Genomic DNA, 22,344 nt, shown 5'->3' with positions numbered 1-22,344 from the left:
GGAGACGGGTGGGCCGGCTCCCCCTTCGGAGGTCGGGAAGGGGAGGGGTCAGAGGAGGCGCAGCAGGCGGGACTGGATGGACGGCGGGTTGAGGTCGGACTGGAGGGCCACCGGGACCTCCGACTTGCCGTCGCCCGAGCCCACGCGCAGGGTGCCGATCTCCTTGCCCGCCTTCTCGGTGTGGTGGAGCGAGGCCGGGTCCAGGGTGATGGTGCCGGTGACTCCCGGGAAGCCGGCCACCACGAGGTCCTTGGTCGCGACGACCGGGACCTTGCCGCCGAGGCCGTCGTCCACGCTGCCGACGACGTCGCCCTTCTTCACCACGGTCTGGCCGCTGAGCCCGTTCTGGGCGGCCTGGATCTGCTTGCCGCTGACCTTGAGCACGGTGGGCAGGATGCCGTCGCCCGGATTGGGCGAGGTGGCCTGCTGGCCCAGGGTGACGCCGAGGATCATCCGCTTCACCCCGCCGATCTCCTTGTAGGCGGCCCACATCAGGCAGCCGCCGGCCGGGGTGCTGGAGCCGGTCTTGACGCCGATGACGCCGGTCTTCGGGTTGATCAGGTTGTTGGTGTTGGAGATCTTCACGTTGTTGAACGTGGTGTCCGGGGTGGAGACGATCTGTCGGAAGATGTCGTCCTTCATGACCTGCTCGGCCAGCTTCAGCTGGTCCTTCGCAGTGGACTTGGTGTCCGCGTTGAAGCCCGCCGGGTCGGCGTAGGTGGTGTTGGTCATGCCGAACTTGGCCGCGGTGTCGTTCATCTGCTTGACGAACGCCTCCTCGGAGCCGGAGTGGAAGCGGGCGAGCAACCGGGCCACGTTGTTGGCGGACGGCAGCATCAACAGTTCCAGGGCCTGGTACTCGGTGAGCTCCTGACCTGCGGTGAGGGTGACCCGGGACTCGTCGCTGTTGCCGGACTCCTGCGCGGCCTGCGGGTCGACCGTGATCTTGGGCCCGCTCTCCCCCTTCTTCAGCGGGTACTTCTGCAGGATCAGGTAGGCGTTCATCACCTTGGTGACGCTGGCGATCGGGGCCGGCGTCTCCTGGCCCGAGCTGCCGAGGCTGCCGACGCCGACAACCTCGGCGGCGGACTGGCCCTTGGCCGGCCAGGCGAGGTCGGGCGCGTCGCCGGAGAAGCTGAAGGTGCCCGCGGTCGTCATCCGCACCTTCGGGTCCGGCAGCGGGCGCAGCAGCTGGGCCACCACGACCGCGCCGAGCACCACGGCCAGGAAGACCGTCCAGATGGTGATCCGCTTGAGCGCACGGCGCAGCGGCGAGACCGGGCGGGCGTTGAGGGTGGCCAGGACCTCCATCGCCTCGGCCGTGTTCTCGGGCGAGGGCTCGGGAGCGGGCTGGGGCTGCGGCGGCGGAGCCGGAGCGGGCTGCGGGGAGGGCAGCGGCTCCGGCCGGGGCAGCGGCGGGACGGGCGGCAGCGGTGGGGGGCCCGGGGCCGGGGTCGGCTCGGGTTCGGGGAGGGGCTTGGGTGCCGGGGTCGGCTCGGGCACCGGCTTCGGCACGGGGGTCGGCTCGGGCACCGGAGCGGGCTCCGGGGGCTCGGGGACGGTCCCGGCGGCGGGGGCGCGCAGCGGCTCGGGCTTCTCCGGCTTCCCGCTTCGGCCCGACTCGGCCGCCGTCTGAGCGGACTCCCCCTTCTTGGTCAGTGCGAGGGTGGCGGTGGCGCCGACGGGATGGCCGACCTCAGGGCCCTTGTCCTTGCCCTTGTCCTTGCCCTTGTCCTTACCCTCGACCTTGCCCTTGTCCTTGCCCTTGCCCCCGTCCGCGCCTGCGTCCGCGTCCGCGCCCGCGTCTGAGTCCGCGTCGGCGGATGAGTCGGTGTCGGGCGTGTCCGCCTCACCGCCGGCCTTCTCCGCCGCCTTGTCGTCGGCCTTTCCCGCAGCCTTCTCGTCGGCCTTCTCCGGTGGCACCGCCGCTGTCCGCATGGCGAGACGCGGGTCGGCGACGGGCGGCCGCTCGGCGGCTGCCTTCGCCCCGTCAGTCTTCGGCGAGTCCTTCTTCTCCCCGGCCGCGTCATCAGAAACGTCGTCGGAGGCAGGCTTCAGCAACTCCTCGGGCAGCCGCAGCGCGGTGGTCTTGTTGTCCACCGGCAGCCGCAGCATCGTCGTCCGGCTGTCCACATCCCGGACACGGAGCTGTACGGTCGAACCGCCCTTGGCACCGGCCTTCGGCGTGTCGGCGGGTGCCTCGGCGGACGCGTCAGCGGGTGCCTCGACCCCGGCCTCCGCCCCGGTCTCCTCCGCTGCCTCCACCGAGGTGTCGGCCGCACCCTCCGCAGACGTGTCCGCAGCGGCCTCGGCTGACGCCCCGGCAGCCGGCGCACCGGTCCGTTCGCGTTCGCGGTCCTGCTCCCGCTCGCCGTCCCTCAGCACCCTGTCGGGGGACTCGCCCACGTATCCCAGCCTCCTCAACGCCCGGCGGGGCACCGGCAGACCCGATTTCGGGAAGCCGACGCCCCGCCCCGTGTACCTGTACAGTCTCCGCCACCGGCGGCCGATCCAGTCGCCACACCCCGCCCGACCGGCGCTTATTGCCGCCGCACGGCCGCACCGCGGTCTGTTCCTGAGTCAGACGCGGGGCCCGAGGCCGCCGGTTCCGCGCCTTCACCGCAAGGTCACGATTCGGAGGCGTACTCGACAAGCCCGTGTGAGAGGCGTCACCCTGTGTCTCATCCACGCGGGGAGGCTTGGATGGGCAAGAGCCGCAGAACTGTTCCCGAGGAACTCTTGCTGCTCGCTTTGGACCCGACCACGGGTACCACGGCGCAGCCGCAGACCCTCGACCTCGGACTCGCCGGGGCGCAGCTCGTCGAGCTGTCCCTGGCCGGACGGATCGTACCGGAGGGCGACCGGATCGCCGTCGTGCTCGCACGGCCGACCGGCGACCCGACCCTTGACCACGCACTGGAGCTGCTGCGACGACGCGGTAGCCCGGTCCGCGCCGCGCACTGGATCGGCGGGCCCCGGCTGGGGCTGCGGCAGACCTACCTGGCGCACCTGGAACGCTGCGGCATGGTCACGGCCGTGCCGGGGCAGGTGTGCGGGGTGCTGCCGACGACGCGGTACCAGGCGTCCGACGACTGCACCAACGCCGCGATCAAGCAGCGGCTGGACACCGCGATCCGCACCGGCGTGCCGCCGGACCCGCGGACGGCCGCGCTCGCGGCCCTCGCCCACTCGGTGGGGCTGGGCAAGCACCTGTACCCGGGCAACGAGGGCCGGTCCTCACGGTCGCGCCTGCGCGACCTGATCCGGTACGACCCGCTGGGCGGGATGGTCGCGCACGCCGTGATGGACGTGCAGAACGGCCTGCCGACGCAGCAGAACCGTTCTTCCCAGAGTTCCGGGACCGCCACCGGCCGCTCCAGCGCGCGGGCAGGAGGCAGGACACCGGCCGGGCGGGTCGCCTCTCCGCGGGTCGCGGTCCGCTGATCCGACCGCCGACGCCGCGCCCGGCAGCGTGCGGCACACCGTTCGCGCCCCTCGGAGGTGCTGAACCACCGTCCGCACAGCACCGCGCAGCTCAGCACCACCGGCACGACCGCGCCACCAGCAGCACCAGCAGCACCGAGGGGCGGTCGCCCCGCGACGCAAGTCGCCCGGCGACCGCCCCTCTGCCGTTCCCGGAGGCCCGTCGGGGCCCTCCGCCCACTACCGGTTCGAGTCACCGAGCCGCACTACCACCTGGGAGCTTCCGCTGTCTCACGGACGCGCTTTTCCGCTGATCTGTTCTACTGCGCTGCTGTGATTCCCCGGCGCCGAGCTGGCCCAAGGTGACATGCTGCTCCGAGTCAGGGGGGTTGGTCCCAATGTCCGAAGTGTTCCGAGGGCTGCCGTTCCAACGATCACCAGAGGTTCGGCCGGAGGTCGACGTGTCCGCGAACATCAATCCCACCGTGCGCCGCCGGCGGCTCGGCTCGGAGCTGCGCAAGCTCCGCGAGGGCCTCGGGATGACGGCGGAGGAGGTGGCAGGCCGTCTGATGGTCTCCCAGTCGAAGATCAGCCGACTGGAGAACGGCCGCCGCAGCATCAGTCAGCGCGACGTGCGCGACCTCTGCGACGTGTACAACGTGGCCGACGAGCAGATGCGCAGCAGCCTGATGGAGATGGCCAAGGAGTCCCGCCAGCGCGGCTGGTGGCACGACTTCAACGACATGCCGACGCCGTACAGCGTCTACATCGGCCTGGAGGCGGAGGCCTCCTCGATCCGCGCCTACGAGTCCTCGTTCATCCCCGGCCTGCTGCAGACCGAGCAGTACGCCCAGGCGGTGGTCGAGGGCACCCAGCCGGACACCGACGCCAACGCGGTGCAGCGCCGGGTGCAGGTGCGGATGAAGCGCCAGGAGCGGGTCCACGGCGACAACCAGCTCGGCAGCCTGTGGACCGTCATAGACGAGGCGGCGCTGCGCCGCGAGGTGGGCAGCCGCGAGATCATGGCCCGGCAGCTGCGGCAGATGCTGGAGCTGAGCCTGCGTCCGAACATCACCATCCAGGTGATCCCGTTCTCGCACGGCGCCCACCCCGGCATGACCGGGACATTCTCCCTGCTGGAGTTCCCGGAGTCAGCCGATTCCACGGTTGTCTACTTCGAAGGTGTGACGAGCGATCTCTACCTGGAGAAGGAGGCCGATGTGCGCCGCTATACCGGTCTCTACGACTACCTGAGAGCGGCCGCGCTCGGTGTCGCGGAGAGCCGGTCGCTGATAGCCGACATCGAAAAGGGATACCACGAATGATCACCCCCGCCGAGTACGGACCCGGTTGGCGCAAGAGCAGTCACAGCGGAGGCCAGGGCGCCTGCGTGGAGATCGCCGGACCGGCCGCGGGAGCGGTGGCGGTCCGGGACTCCAAGGATCCGGACGGGCCGCAACTGCGCTTCTCCACCGAGGCCTGGAACGCGTTCGCGTCGGCGGCGGCGGCCGGGGCCTTCGGCGAGGTCTGAGGCCCGAGGTCCGGGGTCCGAGGCCCTGGGCCCGAGGTCCGGGGTCCGAGGCCCTGGGCCCGAGGTCCGGGGGCCGAACCGGATCCGTGCTCGGCCAGTTGCCCGCAGCGGTGTCCGTCGCCCCGAGCGGCGGTCGGCGCTACGGGCAACTGTCGTGTCGGGGGCTCCCCTTCACCGGCGCCGCCGTCCTCACGGCACCGCCGCTCAGTGCGCCACCGGGTAGCGGGCGGCCCAGTCGGCCCCCTCCGGGGTCTGCCGGTCGTGCAGTTCGGTGCCGTGCATCAGCTCCAGCGCGAAGTCGTCGGCGAGTTCGAGGATCGCCCCGCGCCCCTCCACCCCCGCGACCAGGCCCGGCGGCAGCGCGGTGTCGCCGTGCAGCACCCCGAGCAGGTTGCCGCAGATCGCGCCGGTGGAGTCGCTGTCCCCGGAGTGGTTGACGGCCAGCAGCAGCCCCGAGCGCACGTCGTGGGCGACCAGCGCGCAGTAGACCGCGATGGCCAGCGCCTCCTCCGCGACCCAGCCCTCCCCCAGCGCCTCGACCCGCTCGGCGGACGGTTCGCCGGCCCGCACCGCGTCCAGCGCGGCCCGCAGCGCGGCCGTGGTCTCCTCGTGCGCCTGCCGCTCCGAGAGCAGGGCCAGCGCCAGGTGGACGCCCTCCTCCAGGGTCCCGCCGCGGGCCACGGACTGGACGATCACCGCGAGCGCGCCCGCCGCGAGGTAGCCGGTGGGGTGGCCGTGGGTGAGCACCGAGCACTCCACCGCGAGCTGGAACACCAGGCCCGGCTCCCAGGTGGTGAGAAGCCCGAACGGCGCCGCCCGCACCACCGTGCCGCAGGCCTTGGAGTGCGGGTTCTTGGGCCGTTCCAGGGTGCCGAGCCGCTCACCGTCCGGCCCGCTGAGGCCGGTCAGGCACCCCTGGCCGGGGGCGCGCTGGGCGTACAACCACTCCTCTCGGCCGAGCCAGCCGAGGTCGGGGCGGCGCTCGTCCGGGCCCCAGTCGCGCTGGGTGGCGGCCCAGCGCAGGTAGGCCAGGTGCAGGTCGGTGGGCGGGTGCCAGCTGCCGGTGTCGCGCCGGATGTGGGCGCGGATCAGGCCGTCCACCGTGAACAGGCTGAGCTGGGTGTCGTCGGTGACGGCGCCGGTGCGCCCGTACGCGGGGACGTAGCCGGTGACGCCCTGCGGGCCGTACTGGGCCCGGATCCCCTCCAGCGGCTCGAACTCGACGCCGGCGCCGAGCGCGTCACCGATGGCACCGCCGAGCAGGCAGCCGCGCACCCGGCTGCGGAAGTCCTGCTGCTGGGCTCGTGACCACAGTGGCATCACGACGGGGCGCCTTTCGTCGGGGTGGGGGCCGGTCCGCGCGACGCACGGCCGTGGCGCGCGCCCTGGCACTGTATTCGAAGGCGCGAGCGAGACGACGGCGTCCCTCGTACTTCGGTTCCCCGCCCCGGCCGCTCCCGCTCGGGCGGCCGGGGCCCCGCGGCCGGCCTCAGTCCAGGACGGGCAGCAGCTCCGGCAGGTGCCCGTCCGAGGCCAGTGCCGCCGCCCGGCGCTCGGCCGGGACCTCGCCGTACAGGGTGGTGCGCTGGCGGTGCGGACGGCCCGCGGCCTCGGCGATCGCCTGGAGGTCGCGCACCGACTTGTAGCTGCCGTACGCCGAGCCGGCCATCCGCGAGATGGTCTCCTCCATCAGCGTGCCGCCCAGGTCGTTGGCGCCCGAGCGGAGCATCTCGGCCGCGCCCTCCGCGCCGAGCTTGACCCAGCTGGTCTGGATGTTGGGGATGTGCGGGTGCAGCAGCAGCCGGGCCATCGCGACCACCGCGCGGTTGTCCCGGGCGGTCGGGCCGGGGCGGGCGATGCCGGCCAGGTAGACCGGGGCGTTGGTGTGGACGAACGGGAGGGTGACGAACTCCGTGAACCCGCCGGTGTGTTGCTGGATCTGCGCGAGCAGCCGCAGGTGGCCGAGCCAGTGCGCGGGGGTGTCCACGTGCCCGTACATCATGGTGGAGGAGGAGCGGATGCCCAGCTCGTGCGCGGTGGTGACCACCTCGACCCAGGTCGCGGCCGGCAGCTTGCCCTTGGTGAGCACCCAGCGGACCTCGTCGTCGAGGATCTCGGCGGCGGTGCCCGGGATGGTGTCCAGGCCGGACTCCTTGGCCCGCTGCAGCCAGTCGCGGATCGACAGGCCGGTCCTGGTCGCGCCGTTGACCACCTCCATCGGGGAGAAGGCGTGCACGTGGATGCCGGGGACGCGCTCCTTCACCGCTCGGGCGATGTCGAAGTAGGCGGTGCCGGGCAGGTCCGGGTGGATGCCGCCCTGCATGCACACCTCGGTGGCGCCCACCTCCCAGGCCTGGGCGGCCCGTTCGGCGACCTGCTCCAGGGAGAGGGTGTAGGCGTCGGCGTCGGTGCGGCGCTGGGCGAAGGCGCAGAAGCGGCAGCCGGTGTAGCAGACGTTGGTGAAGTTGATGTTCCGGGTGACGCAGTAGGTGACGTCGTCGCCGACCGCGTCCCGGCGGACGTCGTCGGCGATCCGGCACAGGGCGTCCAGGGCCGGGCCGTCCGCGTGGAACAGCGCCAGCGCGTGGTCGTCGGTGAGCCGGGTCGGGTCGTCGGCGGCCGCTGCCAGGGCCTCGCGCAGGTCCCCGGCGAGGCGTTCGGGCGCGCCCTTCGCCAGCACCTGCTCGCGCAGCACCTCCCAGTCGCCGTACACGTCCTCGAAGTCGGCCCGGCGGTCGCCGGTGCGGCCCTCGGTGTCGACGGCGGTGTGCAGGTCGGTCCGGCCGTACGACTCCGGCAGGTCCTCGGGCTCCTGCCAGGGGAGGCCCTGGACCGCGGCGTCCGGGTTCGCCAGGCCGGTGGCCGGATCGGCCAGGGCGCGGACGTGCGGCAGCACCCGCGGGTCCAGCCAGGGTTCGCCGCGCAGCACGTACTCGGGGTAGACCGCCAGACGCTCGCGCAGCACGAAGCCGGCCGCGGCGGAACGTTCGGCCAGGCGGTCGATCTGCGGCCAGGGGCGCTCGGGGTTGACGTGGTCCGGGGTGAGCGGGGAGACGCCGCCCCAGTCGTCGATGCCGGCCGCGATCAGCCGCTCGTACTCGCCGTCCACCAGGTTCGGCGGCGCCTGGAGGCAGGCGCCGGGGCCCAGCAGGTGCCGGGCGACCGCCACCGTGGCGACCAACTCGTCGAGTTCGGCGTCGGGCATGCCGCGCATCGCCGTGTCCGGCTTGGCGCGGAAGTTCTGCAGGATCAGCTCCTGGATGCCGTGGTAGGCCCGGGACACCCTTCGCAGCGCGAACAGCGACTCGGCGCGCTCCCGGTGCGTCTCGCCGATGCCGATCAGCAGACCGCTGGTGAAGGGGACGGAGCTGCGGCCCGCGTCCTCCAGGACCCGCAGCCGGACGGCCGGTTCCTTGTCCGGGGAGCCGTGGTGGGGGCCGCCGGGCTCGCTCCACAGCCGGGTGGCGGTGGTCTCCAGCATCATGCCCATCGAGGCGGAGACCGGCTTGAGCCGCTGGAAGTCCGTCCAGCTCAGCACCCCGGGGTTGAGGTGCGGGAGCAGGCCGGTCTCCTCCAGGATGCGGACGGACATCGCCCGGACGTAGGCGATGGTGTCGTCGTAGCCGTGCGCGTCCAGCCACTCGCGGGCCTCGGGCCAGCGGTCCTCGGGCTTGTCCCCGAGCGTGATCAGGGCTTCCTTGCAGCCGAGTTCGGCCCCGCGCCGGGCAACCTCCAGCACCTCGTCCGGGGACATGAACATCCCGTGGCCGGCCCGGCGCAGCTTGCCGGGGACGGTGGCGAAGGTGCAGTAGTGGCACTTGTCGCGGCAGAGCCGGGTGAGCGGGATGAAGACGCTCTTGGAGTAGGTGATGACGCCGGGGCGGCCGGCCGCCTCCAGGCCGGCGTCGCGGACCCGGGCGGCACTGGCGCACAGGTCGCGCAGGTCATCGCCTCTGGCCTGGAGCAGCACGGCGGCCTCGGTCAGGTCGAGGGCGACGCCGTCCCGGGCGCGGCGCAGGGCGCGCCGCATCGCGTTAGCGGTCGGGGGGTTGCTTGCGTCCGTGGCGGTTCCGTCCATGGCGCGACCCTACGCCAGGGTGGTACGTCGGTAGGACACAACCCTGAGGCCGTCTCAGGGTCGGTGTACCCATCAGGTTCACCTCGGAGTGCCCCTGCAGGGCGATGACGTGGCGGCGGCACCGGCCTCTAATGGAGGGGCAGTGCCAAGCGCAGGCTTCCACGAAGGAGTTGAGTACGCCATGACCAATGAGACGCCGGTGGACGACCAGTTGGACGGCGGGGAACCGTACCGCTCACGGCGGCGCACCCTGGTGCGGGCCGGGGTGCCGCTGGCGGTGGCGGCGGTGATCGCCGCCGGGGTGGGGCTGGTGCCGGCGCTGGCCGCCGACTCGCCGCCCGAGCTGCCGCAGCTCTCGGCCGAGCAGGTGGTGGCCAAGGTGCTCGGCTCCGACACCCAGGCCCTGTCCGGGACGGTCTCCGTCTCCACCGACCTCGGGGTGCCCAGCCAGCTGCTGGGCGCCGCGGCCGGCGGGCTCGGTGCGGCCGCCGGGCACGGCGGCGACCAGGGCGGGGCCTCGGCGGACCCGCAGGCCAAGCTGCTCGGTCTGCTCGGCGGCGACCAGACCCTGCGGGTCGCGGTGGACGGTCCGGACCGCCAGCGGGTGGACCTGATGGAGAACATGGCGGGCTACACCCTGGTCCGCAACGGCGACCAGAGCTGGGCCTGGGACAGCTCCACCAACACCGCCCTGCACGTGACCGGGCGTCCGGCCGAGCACGCCGGGGCCAAGGCGCCGAAGGCACCGCTGACCGGGGTGCCGACCACCCCGCAGGAGGCCGCCCGGCAGTTCCTGGCCGGCAGCGCCGGCACCACCTCCGTCACCGTGGCCGGGACGGCCAACGTCGCCGGGCAGAAGGCGTACCAGCTGAGCGTCAAGCCGACCCAGTCCGGCTCGACCGTCTCCGAGGTGCGGATCTCGGTGGCCGCGGACAACGGGGTGCCGCTCGCGGTGGTGGTGAAGTCCACCGACGGCTCCACCGTGCTGGACGTCCACTTCACCGACGTGTCCTTCGCCGAGCCGGCCGCCAGGACCTTCGACTTCACCGCGCCCAAGGGAGCCAAGGTGACGGAGAGGAAGGCGGACGAGGCGGCGGCCAAGGGCGCCAAGGGTGAGCAGGGCGAACGGGGCCCGCAGGGCAAGGACCACGACGGCGTGAACGTGATCGGCGAGGGCTGGACGGCCGTGGTCTCCACCCGGTTGCCCAGCAGCGTCGAGGCGCCCGCCGAGGGCCCGCAGGGCGGCGGCACGCACGGCGACGGCAAGCAGGGCAAGCAGCACGGCCGGCCGATGAACCCGCAGGCGCTGGTGAAGTCGCTCGGCAAGCCGGTCGGCGGCGGGACCCTGATCAGCACCAAGGTCGTCAACGTCCTGCTCACGGACGACGGCCGGGTCTTCGCCGGCGCGGTGACCCTGCCGGTCCTCCAGCACGCCGCCGGGGTGAACTGACGGATGACCGGGACTCCCGTAACGGGGGACGTTACGGAGCCGGCCGGGGGCCCGGGCGCCGCGTCGCGCCCGGCCCCCGTTCCTCCCACCTCCCCCAGCTCCCCCCACTCCCCCAGCCCGTCCAGCTCCTCCCGTGCCGACGACGTGATCAGGACCCGAGGCCTGACCAAGCGCTTCCGCGGCGGCCAGCTCGCCGTCGACGGGCTGGACCTGACCGTGCCGCGCGGCTCCGTCTTCGGCTTCCTCGGCCCCAACGGCTCCGGCAAGACCACCACCATCCGGATGCTGATGGGTCTGATCGCCCCCACCTCCGGCGTGGCCACGGTGCTCGGCGAGTCCATGCCGCAGTCCGTCGCCACCGTGCTGCCCCGGGTGGGCGCGCTGATCGAGGGCCCGGCGCTGTACGGCTTCCTGTCCGGCCGGGACAACCTGGTCCGCTTCGACGCCGCCGACCCGACCGCCGACCCCCGCACCCGGCGGCAGCGGGTCGAGACCGCGCTGGAGCGGGTCGGGCTGAGCGCCGCCGCGGGCAAGAAGGCCCGCGCCTACTCGCTGGGCATGAAGCAGCGCCTGGGCCTGGCCGCCGCGTTGCTGCAGCCGCGCGAGCTGCTGGTGCTGGACGAGCCGACCAACGGCCTGGACCCGCAGGGCATGCGGGAGATCCGGGCGCTGGTCCGGGAGGTCGCGGCGGAGGGGACCACGGTGTTCCTCTCCTCGCACCTGCTGGACGAGATCGAGCAGGTCTGCACCCACGCGGCGGTGATGTCCCGGGGCCGGCTGGTGGTGCAGGGCACCGTCGCCGAGCTGGCCGCCCGGGCGCAGGGCCGACTGGTGGTCCGCACCCCCGACGTGGCGCAGGCCACCGAGGTGCTGGCGGCCCACCAGGTGGGCGCGCTGGTACCGGGCGAGGGCCGGGTGGACGGCGAGCTGGGCGCGAGCGGTGACGAGGTGCTGCCCAAGCTGTGCGCGGCGCTGGTCGAGGCCGGGGTCCGGGTGCACGGGTTCGGGCTGGAGCGGGGCACGTTGGAGGACGCCTTCGTGGCGCTGACCGGGGAGGGCTTCGATGTCGCAGGCTGAGACGGCGCTGGTGATCGGCCGTCGGCCGCAGACCGCCTCCGGGTTCCTGGCGCTGTTCCGCAACGAGCTGCACCTGACCTTCCGCCGGATGCGGACCAAGGTGCTGCTGGGCATCCTGGCGGCGCTGCCGATCCTGATCGGGGTGATCGTCAAGCTCAACACGGACAGTCCGCGCGGGGGTGGCGGCGGGGCGCCGAGCTTCATCGCGCAGACCACACAGAACGGGCTGTTCCTGGTGTTCACCGCGCTGGCGGTGGCGCTGCCGGTCTTCCTGCCGATGACGGTCGGCGTGGTCGCCGGGGACTCGGTGGCGGGCGAGGCCGCCACCGGGACGCTGCGCTACCTGCTGGTCGCCCCGGCCGGGCGGACCAGGCTGCTGGCCGCCAAGTTCACCGCCGGACTGGTGTTCTGCCTGGCCGCCACCGCGGCGGTCGCGGTGACGGCCCTGGCCACCGGCGCCACCCTGTTCCCGCTCGGCGAGGTCACGCTGATCTCCGGGGACACCATCGGCTTCACCGACGCCCTGCTGCGGGCGGTGCTGGTGGCCGGGGTGGTCGCGGTCTCGCTGGCCGGGCTGGTCGCGATCGGGCTGTTCGTCTCCACCCTCACCGGCAGCGGCATCGCGGCGATGGCCGCGACCGTCGGGCTGGTGATCACGGTGCAGATCCTCGACGCCTTCCCGCAGCTGGACCCGGTCCGGCCGTTCCTGTTCACCCACTACTGGATGAGCTTCTCGGACCTGCTGCGGGAGCCGATGTACTGGGACGGCGTGTGGAAGGACCTCGGGCTGCAGGCCGCCTACGTCGCGGTGTTCGGCTCGGCGGCCTGGGCCCGGTTCACCAGCCGCGACATCAGCGCGTGAGCGGCGTCGAACGGTGAGCGGCGTCAGCCGGTGACGGCTTCCTTGGCCGCCGCCGGGGCCTCGGCCGTCGGGGCGGGCGGCGGCACGGCCGCGGCCCGCCCGGCGCGGTCGGCCCGCACCTGGCGCAGCGCGTCCCAGGTGAGCACCGCGAGCGCGGCCCACACCAGCGCGAAGCCGGCCCAGCGCGCCGGCGGCATCGACTCGTGGAACACCGCGACGCCGATCAGGAACTGGAACACCGGCGCCAGGTACTGCAGCAGGCCCATCACCGTCAGCGGCACCCGGACGGCGGCCGCGCCGAAGAACAGCAGCGGGATCGCGGTGATCACCCCGCTGAGCATCAGCAGCCCGGAGTGCCCCCAGCCGTACGAGCCGGCCACCGTGTGCCCGAAGGTGCCGCGCCCGCTGGCCTCCAGGTAGACCAGGTAGCCGAGGGCGAAGGGGAACATGAAGGCGCTCTCGGCGGCCAGGCTCTCCAGCCCGCTCAGCCCGACCTGCTTCTTCAGCAGGCCGTAGGTGGCGAAGGAGAGCGCCAGGGTGAGCGCGATCCACGGCAGCTGCCCGTAGGCGACGCTCAGCACCGCGACGGCGGCGGCGCCGATGCCGACGGCCGTCCACTGCGCGCCGCGCAGCCGCTCCTTGAGCACCAGGACGCCGAAGGCGATGGTGACCAGCGGGTTGATGAAGTAGCCGAGGCTGGTCTCCACCACGTGGCCGCTGTTGACGGCCCAGATGTAGACGCCCCAGTTGACGGAGATCACCGTGGCCGCGCCGGCCAGCATGGCGACCCGGCGGGGCTGGCGCAGCAGCGGGCGTATCCAGCCCCAGTGCCGCTGGGCGACCAGCATCAGCACCACCGCGACCAGGGACCAGACCATCCGGTTGGCCAGGATGTCGTCGGCGGCGCCGGGCTCCAGCAGCGGCCAGAAGAGGGGGAAGAGCCCCCAGATCCCGTAGGCCGCCATGCCGTACCAGAGGCCTCGGCCGCTGTCCTGCTGGGTCGTCTGTGGCATGGCCGAGTGCCCTCCCGCGCGCGCGTGTCGTCCTGGCGACGGTAGCGGGCGGGAGGGTCGGCTGTCATCTCCGTTTTCGGATTTTGGTCATGACATTGCTTGCATGCTGGACGGGCCCGGCGTTCTCGCAGGTCGGGTGGCCGCCCCAGGACGCGTCGGACCCGCCCTAGGCAAGCGCCGCGCGGACGGACTCCGCCAGCGGGACGGTCGGGCGGCCGGTCAGCCGGGCCAGGTCGCCCGGGGTGCCGGCCAGCTCGCCGCGCGCGATGCCCGCGTCCACGTCGACCAGCACCTCGGCGAAGCCCTGCGGCAGGCCCGCGCCGACCAGCACGTCCAGGTGCTCGGCCGGGGTGACGTCGCGGTACCCGACCGGCCGGCCGGAGGCCTCCGCCAGCTCGGCCGCCAGCTCGGGCAGGCTCCAGGCGACGTCACCGCTCAGCTCGTAGACCCGGTTGCGCTCGCTCCCGTCGAGCAGCACGGCGACCGCCGCGTCGGCGTAGTCCCGGCGCGGGGCGCTGGCCACCCGGCCGTCCCCGGCGCTGCCGAGCACCACGCCGCGCGCCACCGTGCCGGCCGCGTCGCCCAGGTAGTTCTCGGTGTACCAGCCGTTGCGCAGGAAGGCGTACGGCAGACCGGAGGCGAGGATCAGCTCCTCGGTCGCCCGGTGCTCGTCGGCCAGCCGGAAGGTCGCCGCGCCGAGGATGCTCGTGTAGGCGAGCAGGGCGACCCCGGCCGTCCGGGCGGCCTCCACCACGGCCCGGTGCTGCGGGATGCGGCGGCCGACCTCGCTGCCCGAGATCAGCAGCACCCGGTCACCAGCGGCGAAGGCGCCGACCAGGCTCCGCGGCTCGCCGTAGTCGACCACCCGGACGTCGACCCCGCGTGCGGCCAGGTCGGCCGCCTTCCCGGCGGAACGGACGGCGACCGCCACCTCGCTCGCGGGGACCTCGGCCAGCAGGCCCTCGACGACGAGGCGGCCGAGCTGGCCGGTGGCTCCGGTGACGACGTACATGGGGTGCTCCTTCTCGTGGGTGGCTCTCCGACCTCGGAACTCACCTTAGGGACGGCACTAACCTTTCGAAAGTACGCACTTCGAAGTAGGGTACTGGCATGAAGGTAAGCGGAGTGGGGACGAGCGAGCTGCCCCCGGCGAACGTCTTCGACCGGATGTGCCCGTCGCGGGGCGTGCTGGAGCACGTCACCAGCCGTTGGGGTGTCCTCGTCCTCGGCGCCCTGCGCGAGCGCGGTCACCGGTTCAGCGAACTGCGTCGACGGGTGTCGGGGGTCAGCGAGAAGATGCTCGCGCAGACCCTCCAGACGCTGGAGCGGGACGGCTTCGTGCTGCGCGAGGCGCACCCGGTGATCCCGCCCAGGGTCGACTACAGCCTCACCCCGCTCGGCCGGGAGGCGGCGGAGCTGGTCGCGGCGCTCGCGCACTGGTCCGAGCAGCGGGTCGACTCGGTGGTCGCGGCCCGCGAGGAGTACGACGCCCGTCAGCCCGACGCCCGTCAGCCCGACGCCCGTCAGCCCCTGCCGACCAGGGCCGCCAGGCCGTCCAGGACGCGGGCCAGGCCGAAGGCGTAGGCGTGGTCCGGGCTGTACGCGCCACCGTGCGCCTCGCCGGCGGCGGCGCCGACCCGGGCGGCGACCGGGTAGCGCTCGGGGTCGAAGACCCGGGCCAGCAGGTCGGCGTTGGCCTGCCACCACTGGGCGTCGGTCATTGCGCTGTCCTGCCGGGCGGCCCGCTCGTCGGCGGCCATCCGGGCACAGGTCTGGACGAAGCCCAGCAGGTGGGTCAGCGCGGCGTCCAGCTCGACGTCGGGCAGGCCGGTGCCCTCCAGCGCGCCCAGCTCGTACTCGTACTTGGCCATCAGGCCCGGGCCGAGCGGGGGGCGGCTGGTGGACACGGCGGCGACCCACGGGTGGGCGCGGAACAGCGCCAGGTTGTCGTCGGCGACAGCGGTGACCCGGGCCCGCCAGCCGTCGTCGGCCGGGGCGCTGCGGGGCATGGTCGCGTAGACGGTGTCCAGCATCAGGTCGAGCAGCTCGGCCTTGCCGGGCACGTAGGTGTAGAGCGCCATCGGGGACAGCCCGAGCTCCTGGGCGACCCGGCGCATGGTGACGGCTTCCACGCCCTCGGCGTCGGCCAGGGCGATGGCGGCGGCGGCGATCTCACCGGTCGAGCGGGCCTGCTTGGGGCCGCGCCGACCGGGCTTCTCCTCGGCGGTCGTCCCCCAGAGCAGGGCGAGGGTGCGCGCCGGGTCTCCTGCGCTGCTGCGGTCCGTGGCCATGGGCAGGATCCTTTCACGGACGACTGCCGCTACCGTCTCCCCATGACCAGCCCTGAGCCACTGCCCGGTACGGACACCACCCGGGCGCTCCGCTCCCGGGTGACCTGCCGGCGCTGCCACCGGCCGCTGCACGACCCGGAGTCGCGGATGCTGCGGCTGGGGCCGGAGTGCCGCGATCCGGCGGAGCGGGTCGCGCGGTTCGAGGTGGAGCAGGAGACGCTGCCGGGGGTGTGGCCCGGGCCCGGGTGTCTAGGGCGTGATCCGAGAGACACGCCCTAGCCAGGAGCGGCCGAAGAGGCGGCGGATCAGGCCGGGGCGGGGCCGCTGCGGGGGTTCGGGCGCTGCCGGTCCGGTCGCGTCGGGCTCGTCGCCCGTCCCCTCCGGCTGCTCCGGCTCCGCGTCCTGCTCGGTGTTCTGGGCGTCCTGGGCGTCCTGGGCGTCCTCGGTGTCCCGGGCGTCTTCGGCGTCCCGGGCGTCCGCCTCGTCCAGCAGGTGCCGGGCGATCTCGCGGTCGTCCGGCCGGGTCCACGGCGCGGCGAGCACCAGGGCACAGTACGAGCGGAGGATCGTCACCACCCGGCTGCGGCTCGCCCGGGCGCTGTAGTGCAGCCGCTGTCGCAGCAGTTCGGCGATGTCGGCGCGGGCCGCCGGGTGTGTCCAGCCGATGGCGACCAGGGCGAAGCCGGCCGCCTCGACCACCCAGTCCTCCGGTCCGAGCAGCAAGTCGCGCAGCACCCGTCGGCGTTCGGAGCCCTCCCAGGGCTGGTCGGTGCGGTGGTGGGCGATGCCGAGGCAGGCGAAGGCCTGGACGGCGCGCACCCACAGCTCGGGCTGGTGGGCGAGCAGCGCGCGGCCGAGCTCGTCCTCCCGGGGCAGCGGCGGGTGGACGAGCACGCCGAGCAGTTCGTCCAGCGGCAGCCCGGCGAGCCGGACGGCGTGGTCGTAGGCGGCGGGGACGGTCGGCCAGACGATCTCGGCGGTGGCACGGACGAGTTCGGCGCTGGACGGGGCGGGCGCGGCGACGGCCGGGCGCGGGTCGGTGCCGTCCCAGGACCAGATCCGGGTGGTGGGTTCGGTCAGCGGCAGCCGGGGATCGGGCTCGCCGACGGACCGGTAGGAGACCGTGGAGCGCGGAAGCGCGAGGTGGAGGGCCAGCACCGAGCTGGGCGGCTCGACGGCGGAGGCGGTGCAGTCGATCTCGGTGTCGCGGTCGGTGCCGTCCGAACCGAGCACCTGGTGCAGCACGTTGACGGTCGCCTCGGTGGCGCCGGAGACCATGCCGAGCCAGGGCTCGCGGTGGCTGAGCCGCTCCAGCAGGTCCTGGGCGTACTCGTGGTCGGGGTGGTCGCGGTGGTGGTCGGCGAGGGCGAGCAGGTGGGCGGCTTCCCCGTCGACGGCGAAGCGCAGCCCGTGCAGGGCGGGGGCGGCCTTGGGGTGGTCGGGTTCGGTGGCGAGCACGCGCTCCAGCCAGGGCAGGCCCTCGGCGGGGCGGCCGAGGGCGCCGTACAGCTCGGCGACGTCCACGGCGAGGTAGCCGCTGGAGTTGCCCTCGTCCGGCGCGACCCTGGCGAGTTCGGCCTCCCAGACGGAGAGCGCCTCCTCGGGGCGTCCGTCGGCGCGCAGGGCGTTGCCGAGCATCACGGAGGGCAGGTAGCCGGGGGCCAGGCGGTGGGCCCGCTCGGCGAGTTCGACGGCGCGGGCGGTGGCGCCGAAGCGGCGGGTCAGGCCGGAGGCCATCGCGAGCAGCAGCGGGTGATCGGGGTGGCGGTCCGTCACGGCCCGCAGGAATCGCTCGAAGGGCCTTACCGAGTCGGCCAGTTCGGCGGACAGCGGGTCGGGCAGGGCGCCGGCGGCGCGGGCCACCGCCTGGGCGACGGCGTCCGGGTCGACGAGGGCGGGCAGGTCCTCCCGGCCGAGCCAGGCGGTGTGCGCCCAGGGGCGGGCCGGCTCGTACTGGATCGCCGAGGCGAGCAGGCCGACGGCGGTGTCCCAGCCCCCGGCGGCGGCCTCCACGTGGGCGCGGCAGACGACGGTGCCGAGGTAGACCTCGCCGTCCAGCGGGAACAGCTCGCGGGCCGCGGCGGGGCCGCCCGCGGCGGCGCACAACTCGGCCAGTGCCTCGTGCAGCTCGGGCAGCTGGGGATCGGCGAGGATCGCGTCCGAGAGGTGGTCGGCGGCGTGGGCGAGGTCCCCCGAGTCGATCGCCAGCCGGGCGACGGCCACCTCGCCCTCGGCCGCCAGCCGCTCGTCGCCCTCGTCGTCGGTGTGCGCCATGCCCTGTCCCCCGGGTCCGCTCTCGGCTTGTGCGCGGATGAGGGTATCCGGTGCGTACGACAGGCGGATGATCACAGTCGGACGGGCCGGCTTCCTGCTCCGTGCGTCAGCCGATCGGGTGAGCGGTGTCAGCGGCGTCTGGTCCACTGTCCTCAGGACCGAGACGAGGGGGTGGCCGCCGGGATGGGCGTGCTGACCGACTACTTCCGGGCGCCCGGTGCGGCGGCCGTCGTGCGGGCGCTGGAGCTGACCGAGGGCTCGCGGCCCGGGTTCGGCGAGGTCTCCGACGGGGCCTTCGACGGCGTCATGGCCAAGGGCGTCGATCCGGCCGTCCTGCTGGGGCAGTTCGTCGCGGCGATCCGGGCGGAGCCGTGGCGGGCCGATCTGGTGGGGCAGAAGCCGGTCTGGCCGACCACCGCGCCACCCGGCCGGGACGGCCCCTGGGACGAGGACGACCCGTGGGCCTCGGGCCCCTGGGTGGTCGAACTCGACGACGCCGCCCGGGACGCGCTCGCCGAGGCGCGCGACGACCGGATACCGGCGGCCGTGGCGCGGTGGGCCGAGGCGGAGGAGTGGGGCGGTGCGGATCCGGCGCAGCTGCTGCCGCTGGCCGAGGGGCTGATCGCCCTCGCCCGCCGGGCGCGTACGGCGGGCGAGCGGCTGTACTGCTGGATCTGCCTGTAGCGGCACCCACGGGCCCGGGCCCCGGACCTGAACATTTCAGAACGAGAAATATTCAGGTGGGAGCGGGCGTTCCGGAAGGGGTCGGCGCGGAAGGACCGCGCGAGGCCGGAGGGAGTGCAGCGCCGTGCGCGTGGAGATCTGGAGCGACATCAACTGTCCGTGGTGCTACATCGGCAAGGCCCGGTTCGAACAGGCCCTGGCCGTCTTCCCGCACCGCGCGGAGGTGGAGGTCGTCCACCGCTCCTTCGAACTGGACCCGCACGCGCCGCGCGCGGCCCGTCCGGTGATCCCACTGCTCGCCACCAAGTACGGGATGAGCCTGGAGCAGGCCGAGGCGGCCGAGGCCCGGATCGCCGAGAACGCCCGCGGCGAGGGCCTGCCGTACCTGGACGGCGGGCGGGACGCCGCGAACTCCTTCGACATGCACCGGCTGCTGCACTTCGCCGGGGCGCACGGCCGGCAGGCCGAACTGCTGGACGCGCTGTACCGGGCCAACTTCGCCGAGGAGCGCTCGGCCTTCGCCCCCGGGCGGCTGCTGGAGCTCGCCGTCGAGTCCGGGCTGGACGGCGAGGCGGCGGCCGCCGTGCTGGCCGACCCGGAGGCGTACGCGGAGGCGGTGCGCGAGGACGAGGCGACGGCGAGCGCCCTGGGGGCGACGGGCGTGCCGTTCTTCGTCCTGGACCGGCGGCTCGGGGTCTCCGGCGCCCAGCCCGCCGACACCTTCACCCGGGCGCTGGAGCAGGCCTGGGCCGGCCGGGCGCCCTCGCCGCTGGTCCCGGTCGGCGCGCCGGACGACGCGCGGGCCTGCGGGCCGGACGGCTGCGAGCTGCCCCCGCGGTGACGGTCAGCCCTTTCCGACGGTCCGGGTCAGCCAGGTGAACACGGACGGCACGAGCGGCTCCCAGGTGGACGTCAGGTGCGGGCCGTCGACCTCCACCGGGGTGACGGCGGTGGGCGCCTTGGCGTTCTTCTGCAGCGCCAGGGCGTCCTCGTAGCCGTCGCCCTTCTTGCCCGTCATGTACAGGGCGACGTCCGGCGGCGTCTGGGCGTGCTGGAGCAGGTACACCGGGTTGGAGACCTCGCGCAGATGCGGGTCCTTGGCGGTGAGCGAGTCCGACTCGCCCGTCGGGTCGTTGTACCCGGACAGGCTCACCCCGGCGTGGTACCGGTTCGGGTGCCCCAGTGCGAGCCGGGCGGCACAGTGCCCGCCCGCCGAGTAGCCGGCCACGGCCCAGTGCTCGGGGCCCGGCTCGGCGCGGAAGTTGTCCAGCACCATCTGCGGCACGTCCCGCGCCAGCCAGGTCTCGGCGTTGACCCTGCCCGGCACGTCCGCGCAGCCCGTGTCGACGTGCCCTTCGAGCAGCACGACCCGGGGCGAGACCAGGATGAACGGCGCGACCTGCCCGGACTTCATCAGCGGCGCCAGCTGCCTGGAGACGTTCATGCTGCCGAACCAGGCGCTGGACGAGCCGGGGAAGCCCACGAGCAGCTCGACCACCGGGAACTTCCTGTCCTTGTAGGCCGGGTCGTCGTACTGCGGCGGCGTCCAGACCAGCACCTCGCCGTCCACCCCGGAGACCCGGCCCTTCAGCTCGGTCGTCCTCACGTCCTTCGGCACGGCCTTGTCGTCCACCGAGGTGAACTGCTGGGCCACCTTGGGCCGGTCGGGCGCGTTCGCGGCCGCCGTCGCATCCGCCGCCGGCGGGACGGGCACGGCGCGGACGTGGCTTCCGGTGCCCAGCAGGTCGTCCCAACTGCCGTACAGCTGGTTGTCGTTGTTGACCACCACGAACACCAGCGTGACGGCCGTGACCTGGGCGAAGGCCACCATCAGCAGGCGACTGCCGAAGCGCAGGGCCCGCGGGCCGCGCACCCGGTTCCACAGGTACATCAGGAGGCCCACGGAGAGCGGGACGAGGAGGACGGAGAGGACGAAGAACGCCGTGCCGGTCAGCTTCACACCAGCTGATACGGACGGAAGCGGGTGTTCGGTTGCGCTCCGCCCCCGCCGCACGGACAACCACCAGGCCGTCCGGGGCACCGCGCACTGCTGACGCGGACCGTCAGTCGTAGAAGAACTGGCGGAGGTCCTCGACGGAGCCGGGCCCGAAGAGGAAGGCCTCCGCCTCGACGGCCTGGGCGAGCGGCGGCGGGCCCTCGGCACCGAGAGCGTCGAGCCAGATCTCGCCCTGCTCTCCGACCGCGTACACGGCGGAGAGCAGGACCGCCATGCCCGCGGGCCGGGGCGGGGCCGCCCCGGCGACGGGGAGCAGCTCCCAGCCGCCCGCCTGCGCGGCGAGCCGCAGCACGGCGGCCCAGCGGACGACGCGGGCGAGCCGCGCGCGCCAGGGGAGTCCACCGGGCGCGGGCGGGCAGCCGACGGTCGCGGCGGCGATGTCGTCGATGATCCGGCGCTCGGCCTCGGTGCGGATCCACCGGCCCTCCTGGGAGTCCTCGACGGCGGCGCTCCACCACTCCCAGGCGGCGTCCATGCGCCGCGTGAACGCGTCCATGAGGGGAGGGTTCCACACGGCCTTCGCCCCGCCCGGCCGGAGGCCCCGCAGAACGGGCGTTCATCGGCTGTCCACCGCCCTGCGCCATGGTTCTGATCGAACATCCGCGAAGCATCCCGGAAGCACGGCGCACGGAACCGCACAACGGGATCCGCCGAGGTGGCGGACGGTTGGGGCACGTGCGATCACGACTCGGCATCCCTTGTCACGGAGTCGCGAGGGACTCGTCACGGACCCGTCAGGACGGGTCGAAGTCGTGGCGGCCACGGTGATCGCTGCGCTATGAACGTCCCTCAGGAGGACCGCCGCCACGGCGGTCCGCATGGACGGGGGACGTCACGTGAAGACCATCCGCAACAGTCGCACCGTGGCCCTGGCCGGCTTGGCCGTGGTGGGCGCGCTCACCATGACCGCCTGCAACGACGACGCGGCGTCGTCCGACAGCGCCACCACCCCGCCGGCCACCCAGGCACCGGCCGCCCCGACCGCCGCGGCCACCACTCCGGCGGCCACCACCCCGGCGGCCTCCGGCTCGGCGGCCGCGCCGACCGGCGGGGCCCCGGCCCAGGCCGGCCCGACCGCGGCGCCCGGGACCACGCTGAAGATCGGCGACGCCGCCACCGTCCCGTTCACCTCGGGCAGCACCAAGGGCACCGTCACGCTCGCGGTGACCTCGATCGACAAGGGCGACCCGGCCGACCTCGCCCCGCTCAAGCTGGGCGACAAGGTCACCGGCATGGTGCCGTACTACGTCCGGTTCAAGGTCACCAACACCGGCAGCACCGACCTGTCCTTCGCCAGCCTGACCCAGGTGAAGGGCACGCTGCCGGACGGCTCGGAGGCTTCCGAGGTGATGCTCATCGGCACCTTCGACAAGTGCCCGCACCCGTCCTTCCCGAAGGGCTTCACCAACGGCCAGTCCATCACCTCCTGCGTGCTGGCCCTGGCGCCGACGGCGACCAAGGTGGCCGGCGCCGAGTACTGGGGCGAGCCGTACACCCTGGGCAAGGGCGTCAACTGGAAGTGACGCGGGACGGCCCGGGGGGGGGGCGGGCGCGCGCCGCCCCCCCCCCCCCCCCCCCCCCCACCCCCCCCCCCCCCCCCCCCCCCGGGCACCCACGACAAACAAACCCCCCCCCCCCCCCCAC

Annotated in this window: 19 protein-coding genes and 1 pseudogene; 11 read left to right on the top strand and 9 right to left on the bottom strand. The window is 73.8% G+C overall.

Going from position 1 to position 22,344, the window contains the following annotated elements; all coding sequences use genetic code 11:
• Positions 1-48: 48 nt before the first annotated feature.
• Positions 49-2,406: a serine hydrolase gene (locus ACFV1W_RS01170; protein WP_380411701.1), complete on the bottom strand. Its 2,358-nt coding sequence runs from the start codon at positions 2,404-2,406 to the stop codon at positions 49-51.
• A gap of 297 nt (positions 2,407-2,703) precedes the next feature.
• On the opposite strand from ACFV1W_RS01170, the gene ACFV1W_RS01165 reads away from it, so the two are divergent.
• The 3 genes from ACFV1W_RS01165 (at position 2,704) to ACFV1W_RS01155 (ending at position 4,954) form a co-directional block, all read left to right on the top strand.
• Entirely contained in the window at positions 2,704-3,444 is a 741-nt protein-coding gene (locus ACFV1W_RS01165; protein ID WP_380411698.1) for a GPP34 family phosphoprotein, read from the top strand.
• 440 nt (positions 3,445-3,884) lie between these two features.
• A complete protein-coding gene (locus ACFV1W_RS01160; RefSeq protein WP_380411696.1) occupies positions 3,885-4,748 on the top strand; it encodes a helix-turn-helix domain-containing protein in 864 nt (287 codons plus the stop codon).
• Positions 4,745-4,954 carry a DUF397 domain-containing protein gene (locus tag ACFV1W_RS01155; protein ID WP_380411693.1) on the top strand — a complete coding sequence of 70 codons (210 nt, stop codon included), beginning with the start codon at positions 4,745-4,747 and terminating at the stop codon, positions 4,952-4,954. Before ACFV1W_RS01160 ends, ACFV1W_RS01155 begins: the two co-directional genes overlap by 4 nt.
• A 204-nt stretch (positions 4,955-5,158) precedes the next feature.
• Here the strand turns inward: ACFV1W_RS01155 and ACFV1W_RS01150 are convergent, their stop codons facing one another.
• Positions 5,159-6,274, bottom strand: a complete 1,116-nt coding sequence (locus ACFV1W_RS01150; protein ID WP_380411884.1) for an ADP-ribosylglycohydrolase family protein — start codon at positions 6,272-6,274, stop codon at positions 5,159-5,161.
• A 169-nt stretch (positions 6,275-6,443) separates the two neighbouring features.
• Complete coding sequence (locus ACFV1W_RS01145; protein ID WP_380411691.1) at positions 6,444-9,032, bottom strand: bifunctional FO biosynthesis protein CofGH; 2,589 nt, start codon at positions 9,030-9,032, stop codon at positions 6,444-6,446.
• Positions 9,033-9,213: 181 nt separating this feature from the next.
• Here ACFV1W_RS01145 and ACFV1W_RS01140 point away from each other — a divergent pair, with 181 nt between their 5' ends.
• The 3 genes from ACFV1W_RS01140 to ACFV1W_RS01130 are packed head-to-tail and all read left to right on the top strand — an operon-like array spanning position 9,214 to position 12,421.
• Complete coding sequence (locus ACFV1W_RS01140; RefSeq protein ID WP_380411688.1) at positions 9,214-10,482, top strand: outer membrane lipoprotein carrier protein LolA; 1,269 nt, start codon at positions 9,214-9,216, stop codon at positions 10,480-10,482.
• Positions 10,483-10,485: 3 nt separating this feature from the next.
• On the top strand, positions 10,486-11,559 hold the full coding sequence (locus tag ACFV1W_RS01135) for an ABC transporter ATP-binding protein (protein WP_380411686.1): 1,074 nt from the start codon (positions 10,486-10,488) through the stop codon (positions 11,557-11,559).
• The gene (locus tag ACFV1W_RS01130) at positions 11,546-12,421 is read left to right on the top strand and encodes an ABC transporter permease (protein WP_380411685.1); all 876 of its coding nucleotides are present in this window, start codon (positions 11,546-11,548) and stop codon (positions 12,419-12,421) included. Before ACFV1W_RS01135 ends, ACFV1W_RS01130 begins: the two co-directional genes overlap by 14 nt.
• Positions 12,422-12,444: 23 nt before the next feature.
• On the opposite strand, the gene rarD is transcribed toward ACFV1W_RS01130, so the two are convergent.
• Together rarD and ACFV1W_RS01120 are read right to left on the bottom strand one after the other, a co-directional pair.
• On the bottom strand, positions 12,445-13,434 hold the full coding sequence (gene rarD, locus ACFV1W_RS01125) for an EamA family transporter RarD (RefSeq protein WP_380411683.1): 990 nt from the start codon (positions 13,432-13,434) through the stop codon (positions 12,445-12,447).
• A gap of 166 nt (positions 13,435-13,600) precedes the next feature.
• Positions 13,601-14,446 carry an SDR family oxidoreductase gene (locus tag ACFV1W_RS01120; protein ID WP_380411682.1) on the bottom strand — a complete coding sequence of 282 codons (846 nt, stop codon included), beginning with the start codon at positions 14,444-14,446 and terminating at the stop codon, positions 13,601-13,603.
• 98 nt (positions 14,447-14,544) lie between these two features.
• Here ACFV1W_RS01120 and ACFV1W_RS01115 point away from each other — a divergent pair.
• A pseudogene (locus tag ACFV1W_RS01115) lies at positions 14,545-14,922 on the top strand (winged helix-turn-helix transcriptional regulator); the annotation flags it as partial.
• Between the two features lie 35 nt (positions 14,923-14,957).
• Here the strand turns inward: ACFV1W_RS01115 and ACFV1W_RS01110 are convergent.
• A complete protein-coding gene (locus ACFV1W_RS01110; protein ID WP_380411680.1) occupies positions 14,958-15,725 on the bottom strand; it encodes a TetR/AcrR family transcriptional regulator C-terminal domain-containing protein in 768 nt (255 codons plus the stop codon).
• Positions 15,726-15,767: 42 nt separating this feature from the next.
• Here ACFV1W_RS01110 and ACFV1W_RS01105 point away from each other — a divergent pair, with 42 nt between their 5' ends.
• Complete coding sequence (locus ACFV1W_RS01105) at positions 15,768-16,004, top strand: DUF6011 domain-containing protein (protein WP_380411678.1); 237 nt, start codon at positions 15,768-15,770, stop codon at positions 16,002-16,004.
• Here ACFV1W_RS01105 and ACFV1W_RS01100 read toward each other — a convergent pair.
• The gene (locus ACFV1W_RS01100; RefSeq protein ID WP_380411676.1) at positions 15,975-17,999 is read right to left on the bottom strand and encodes a hypothetical protein; all 2,025 of its coding nucleotides are present in this window, start codon (positions 17,997-17,999) and stop codon (positions 15,975-15,977) included. The two genes, ACFV1W_RS01105 and ACFV1W_RS01100, sit on opposite strands and share 30 nt — an antisense overlap.
• A 183-nt stretch (positions 18,000-18,182) precedes the next feature.
• On the opposite strand from ACFV1W_RS01100, the gene ACFV1W_RS01095 reads away from it, so the two are divergent.
• The gene (locus tag ACFV1W_RS01095; protein ID WP_380411675.1) at positions 18,183-18,683 is read left to right on the top strand and encodes a hypothetical protein; all 501 of its coding nucleotides are present in this window, start codon (positions 18,183-18,185) and stop codon (positions 18,681-18,683) included.
• A 124-nt stretch (positions 18,684-18,807) separates the two neighbouring features.
• Positions 18,808-19,524, top strand: a complete 717-nt coding sequence (locus tag ACFV1W_RS01090; RefSeq protein ID WP_380411672.1) for a DsbA family oxidoreductase — start codon at positions 18,808-18,810, stop codon at positions 19,522-19,524.
• Between the two features lie 3 nt (positions 19,525-19,527).
• Here ACFV1W_RS01090 and ACFV1W_RS01085 read toward each other — a convergent pair whose 3' ends face one another.
• Both ACFV1W_RS01085 and ACFV1W_RS01080 read right to left on the bottom strand, forming a co-directional pair.
• Positions 19,528-20,643, bottom strand: a complete 1,116-nt coding sequence (locus ACFV1W_RS01085; protein ID WP_380411670.1) for an alpha/beta hydrolase — start codon at positions 20,641-20,643, stop codon at positions 19,528-19,530.
• 103 nt (positions 20,644-20,746) lie between these two features.
• Positions 20,747-21,196 carry a hypothetical protein gene (locus ACFV1W_RS01080; RefSeq protein WP_380411668.1) on the bottom strand — a complete coding sequence of 150 codons (450 nt, stop codon included), beginning with the start codon at positions 21,194-21,196 and terminating at the stop codon, positions 20,747-20,749.
• Between the two features lie 322 nt (positions 21,197-21,518).
• Between ACFV1W_RS01080 and ACFV1W_RS01075 the strand changes: the two genes are divergently transcribed.
• The gene (locus ACFV1W_RS01075) at positions 21,519-22,223 is read left to right on the top strand and encodes a hypothetical protein (protein ID WP_380411666.1); all 705 of its coding nucleotides are present in this window, start codon (positions 21,519-21,521) and stop codon (positions 22,221-22,223) included.
• Positions 22,224-22,344 lie beyond the last annotated feature (121 nt).

The sequence above is a fragment of the Kitasatospora sp. NPDC059648 genome (assembly GCF_042734825.1).
Classification (GTDB): domain Bacteria; phylum Actinomycetota; class Actinomycetes; order Streptomycetales; family Streptomycetaceae; genus Kitasatospora.
The sequence above is the reverse complement of the archived record's forward strand: the minus strand, read 5'-3'. Positions and strand labels throughout refer to the sequence as shown.

Coding starts and splice junctions, on each gene's coding strand:
- ACFV1W_RS01105 (WP_380411678.1), top strand. CDS start 15,768: ATGACCAGCCCTGAGCCACTGCCCGGTACGGACACCACCCGGGCGCTC.
- ACFV1W_RS01095 (WP_380411675.1), top strand. CDS start 18,183: ATGGGCGTGCTGACCGACTACTTCCGGGCGCCCGGTGCGGCGGCCGTC.
- ACFV1W_RS01150 (WP_380411884.1), bottom strand. CDS start 6,274: ATGCCACTGTGGTCACGAGCCCAGCAGCAGGACTTCCGCAGCCGGGTG.
- ACFV1W_RS01120 (WP_380411682.1), bottom strand. CDS start 14,446: ATGTACGTCGTCACCGGAGCCACCGGCCAGCTCGGCCGCCTCGTCGTC.
- rarD (WP_380411683.1), bottom strand. CDS start 13,434: ATGCCACAGACGACCCAGCAGGACAGCGGCCGAGGCCTCTGGTACGGC.
- ACFV1W_RS01080 (WP_380411668.1), bottom strand. CDS start 21,196: ATGGACGCGTTCACGCGGCGCATGGACGCCGCCTGGGAGTGGTGGAGC.
- ACFV1W_RS01110 (WP_380411680.1), bottom strand. CDS start 15,725: ATGGCCACGGACCGCAGCAGCGCAGGAGACCCGGCGCGCACCCTCGCC.
- ACFV1W_RS01100 (WP_380411676.1), bottom strand. CDS start 17,999: ATGGCGCACACCGACGACGAGGGCGACGAGCGGCTGGCGGCCGAGGGC.
- ACFV1W_RS01130 (WP_380411685.1), top strand. CDS start 11,546: ATGTCGCAGGCTGAGACGGCGCTGGTGATCGGCCGTCGGCCGCAGACC.
- ACFV1W_RS01155 (WP_380411693.1), top strand. CDS start 4,745: ATGATCACCCCCGCCGAGTACGGACCCGGTTGGCGCAAGAGCAGTCAC.
- ACFV1W_RS01145 (WP_380411691.1), bottom strand. CDS start 9,032: ATGGACGGAACCGCCACGGACGCAAGCAACCCCCCGACCGCTAACGCG.
- ACFV1W_RS01140 (WP_380411688.1), top strand. CDS start 9,214: ATGACCAATGAGACGCCGGTGGACGACCAGTTGGACGGCGGGGAACCG.
- ACFV1W_RS01135 (WP_380411686.1), top strand. CDS start 10,486: ATGACCGGGACTCCCGTAACGGGGGACGTTACGGAGCCGGCCGGGGGC.
- ACFV1W_RS01165 (WP_380411698.1), top strand. CDS start 2,704: ATGGGCAAGAGCCGCAGAACTGTTCCCGAGGAACTCTTGCTGCTCGCT.
- ACFV1W_RS01075 (WP_380411666.1), top strand. CDS start 21,519: ATGGACGGGGGACGTCACGTGAAGACCATCCGCAACAGTCGCACCGTG.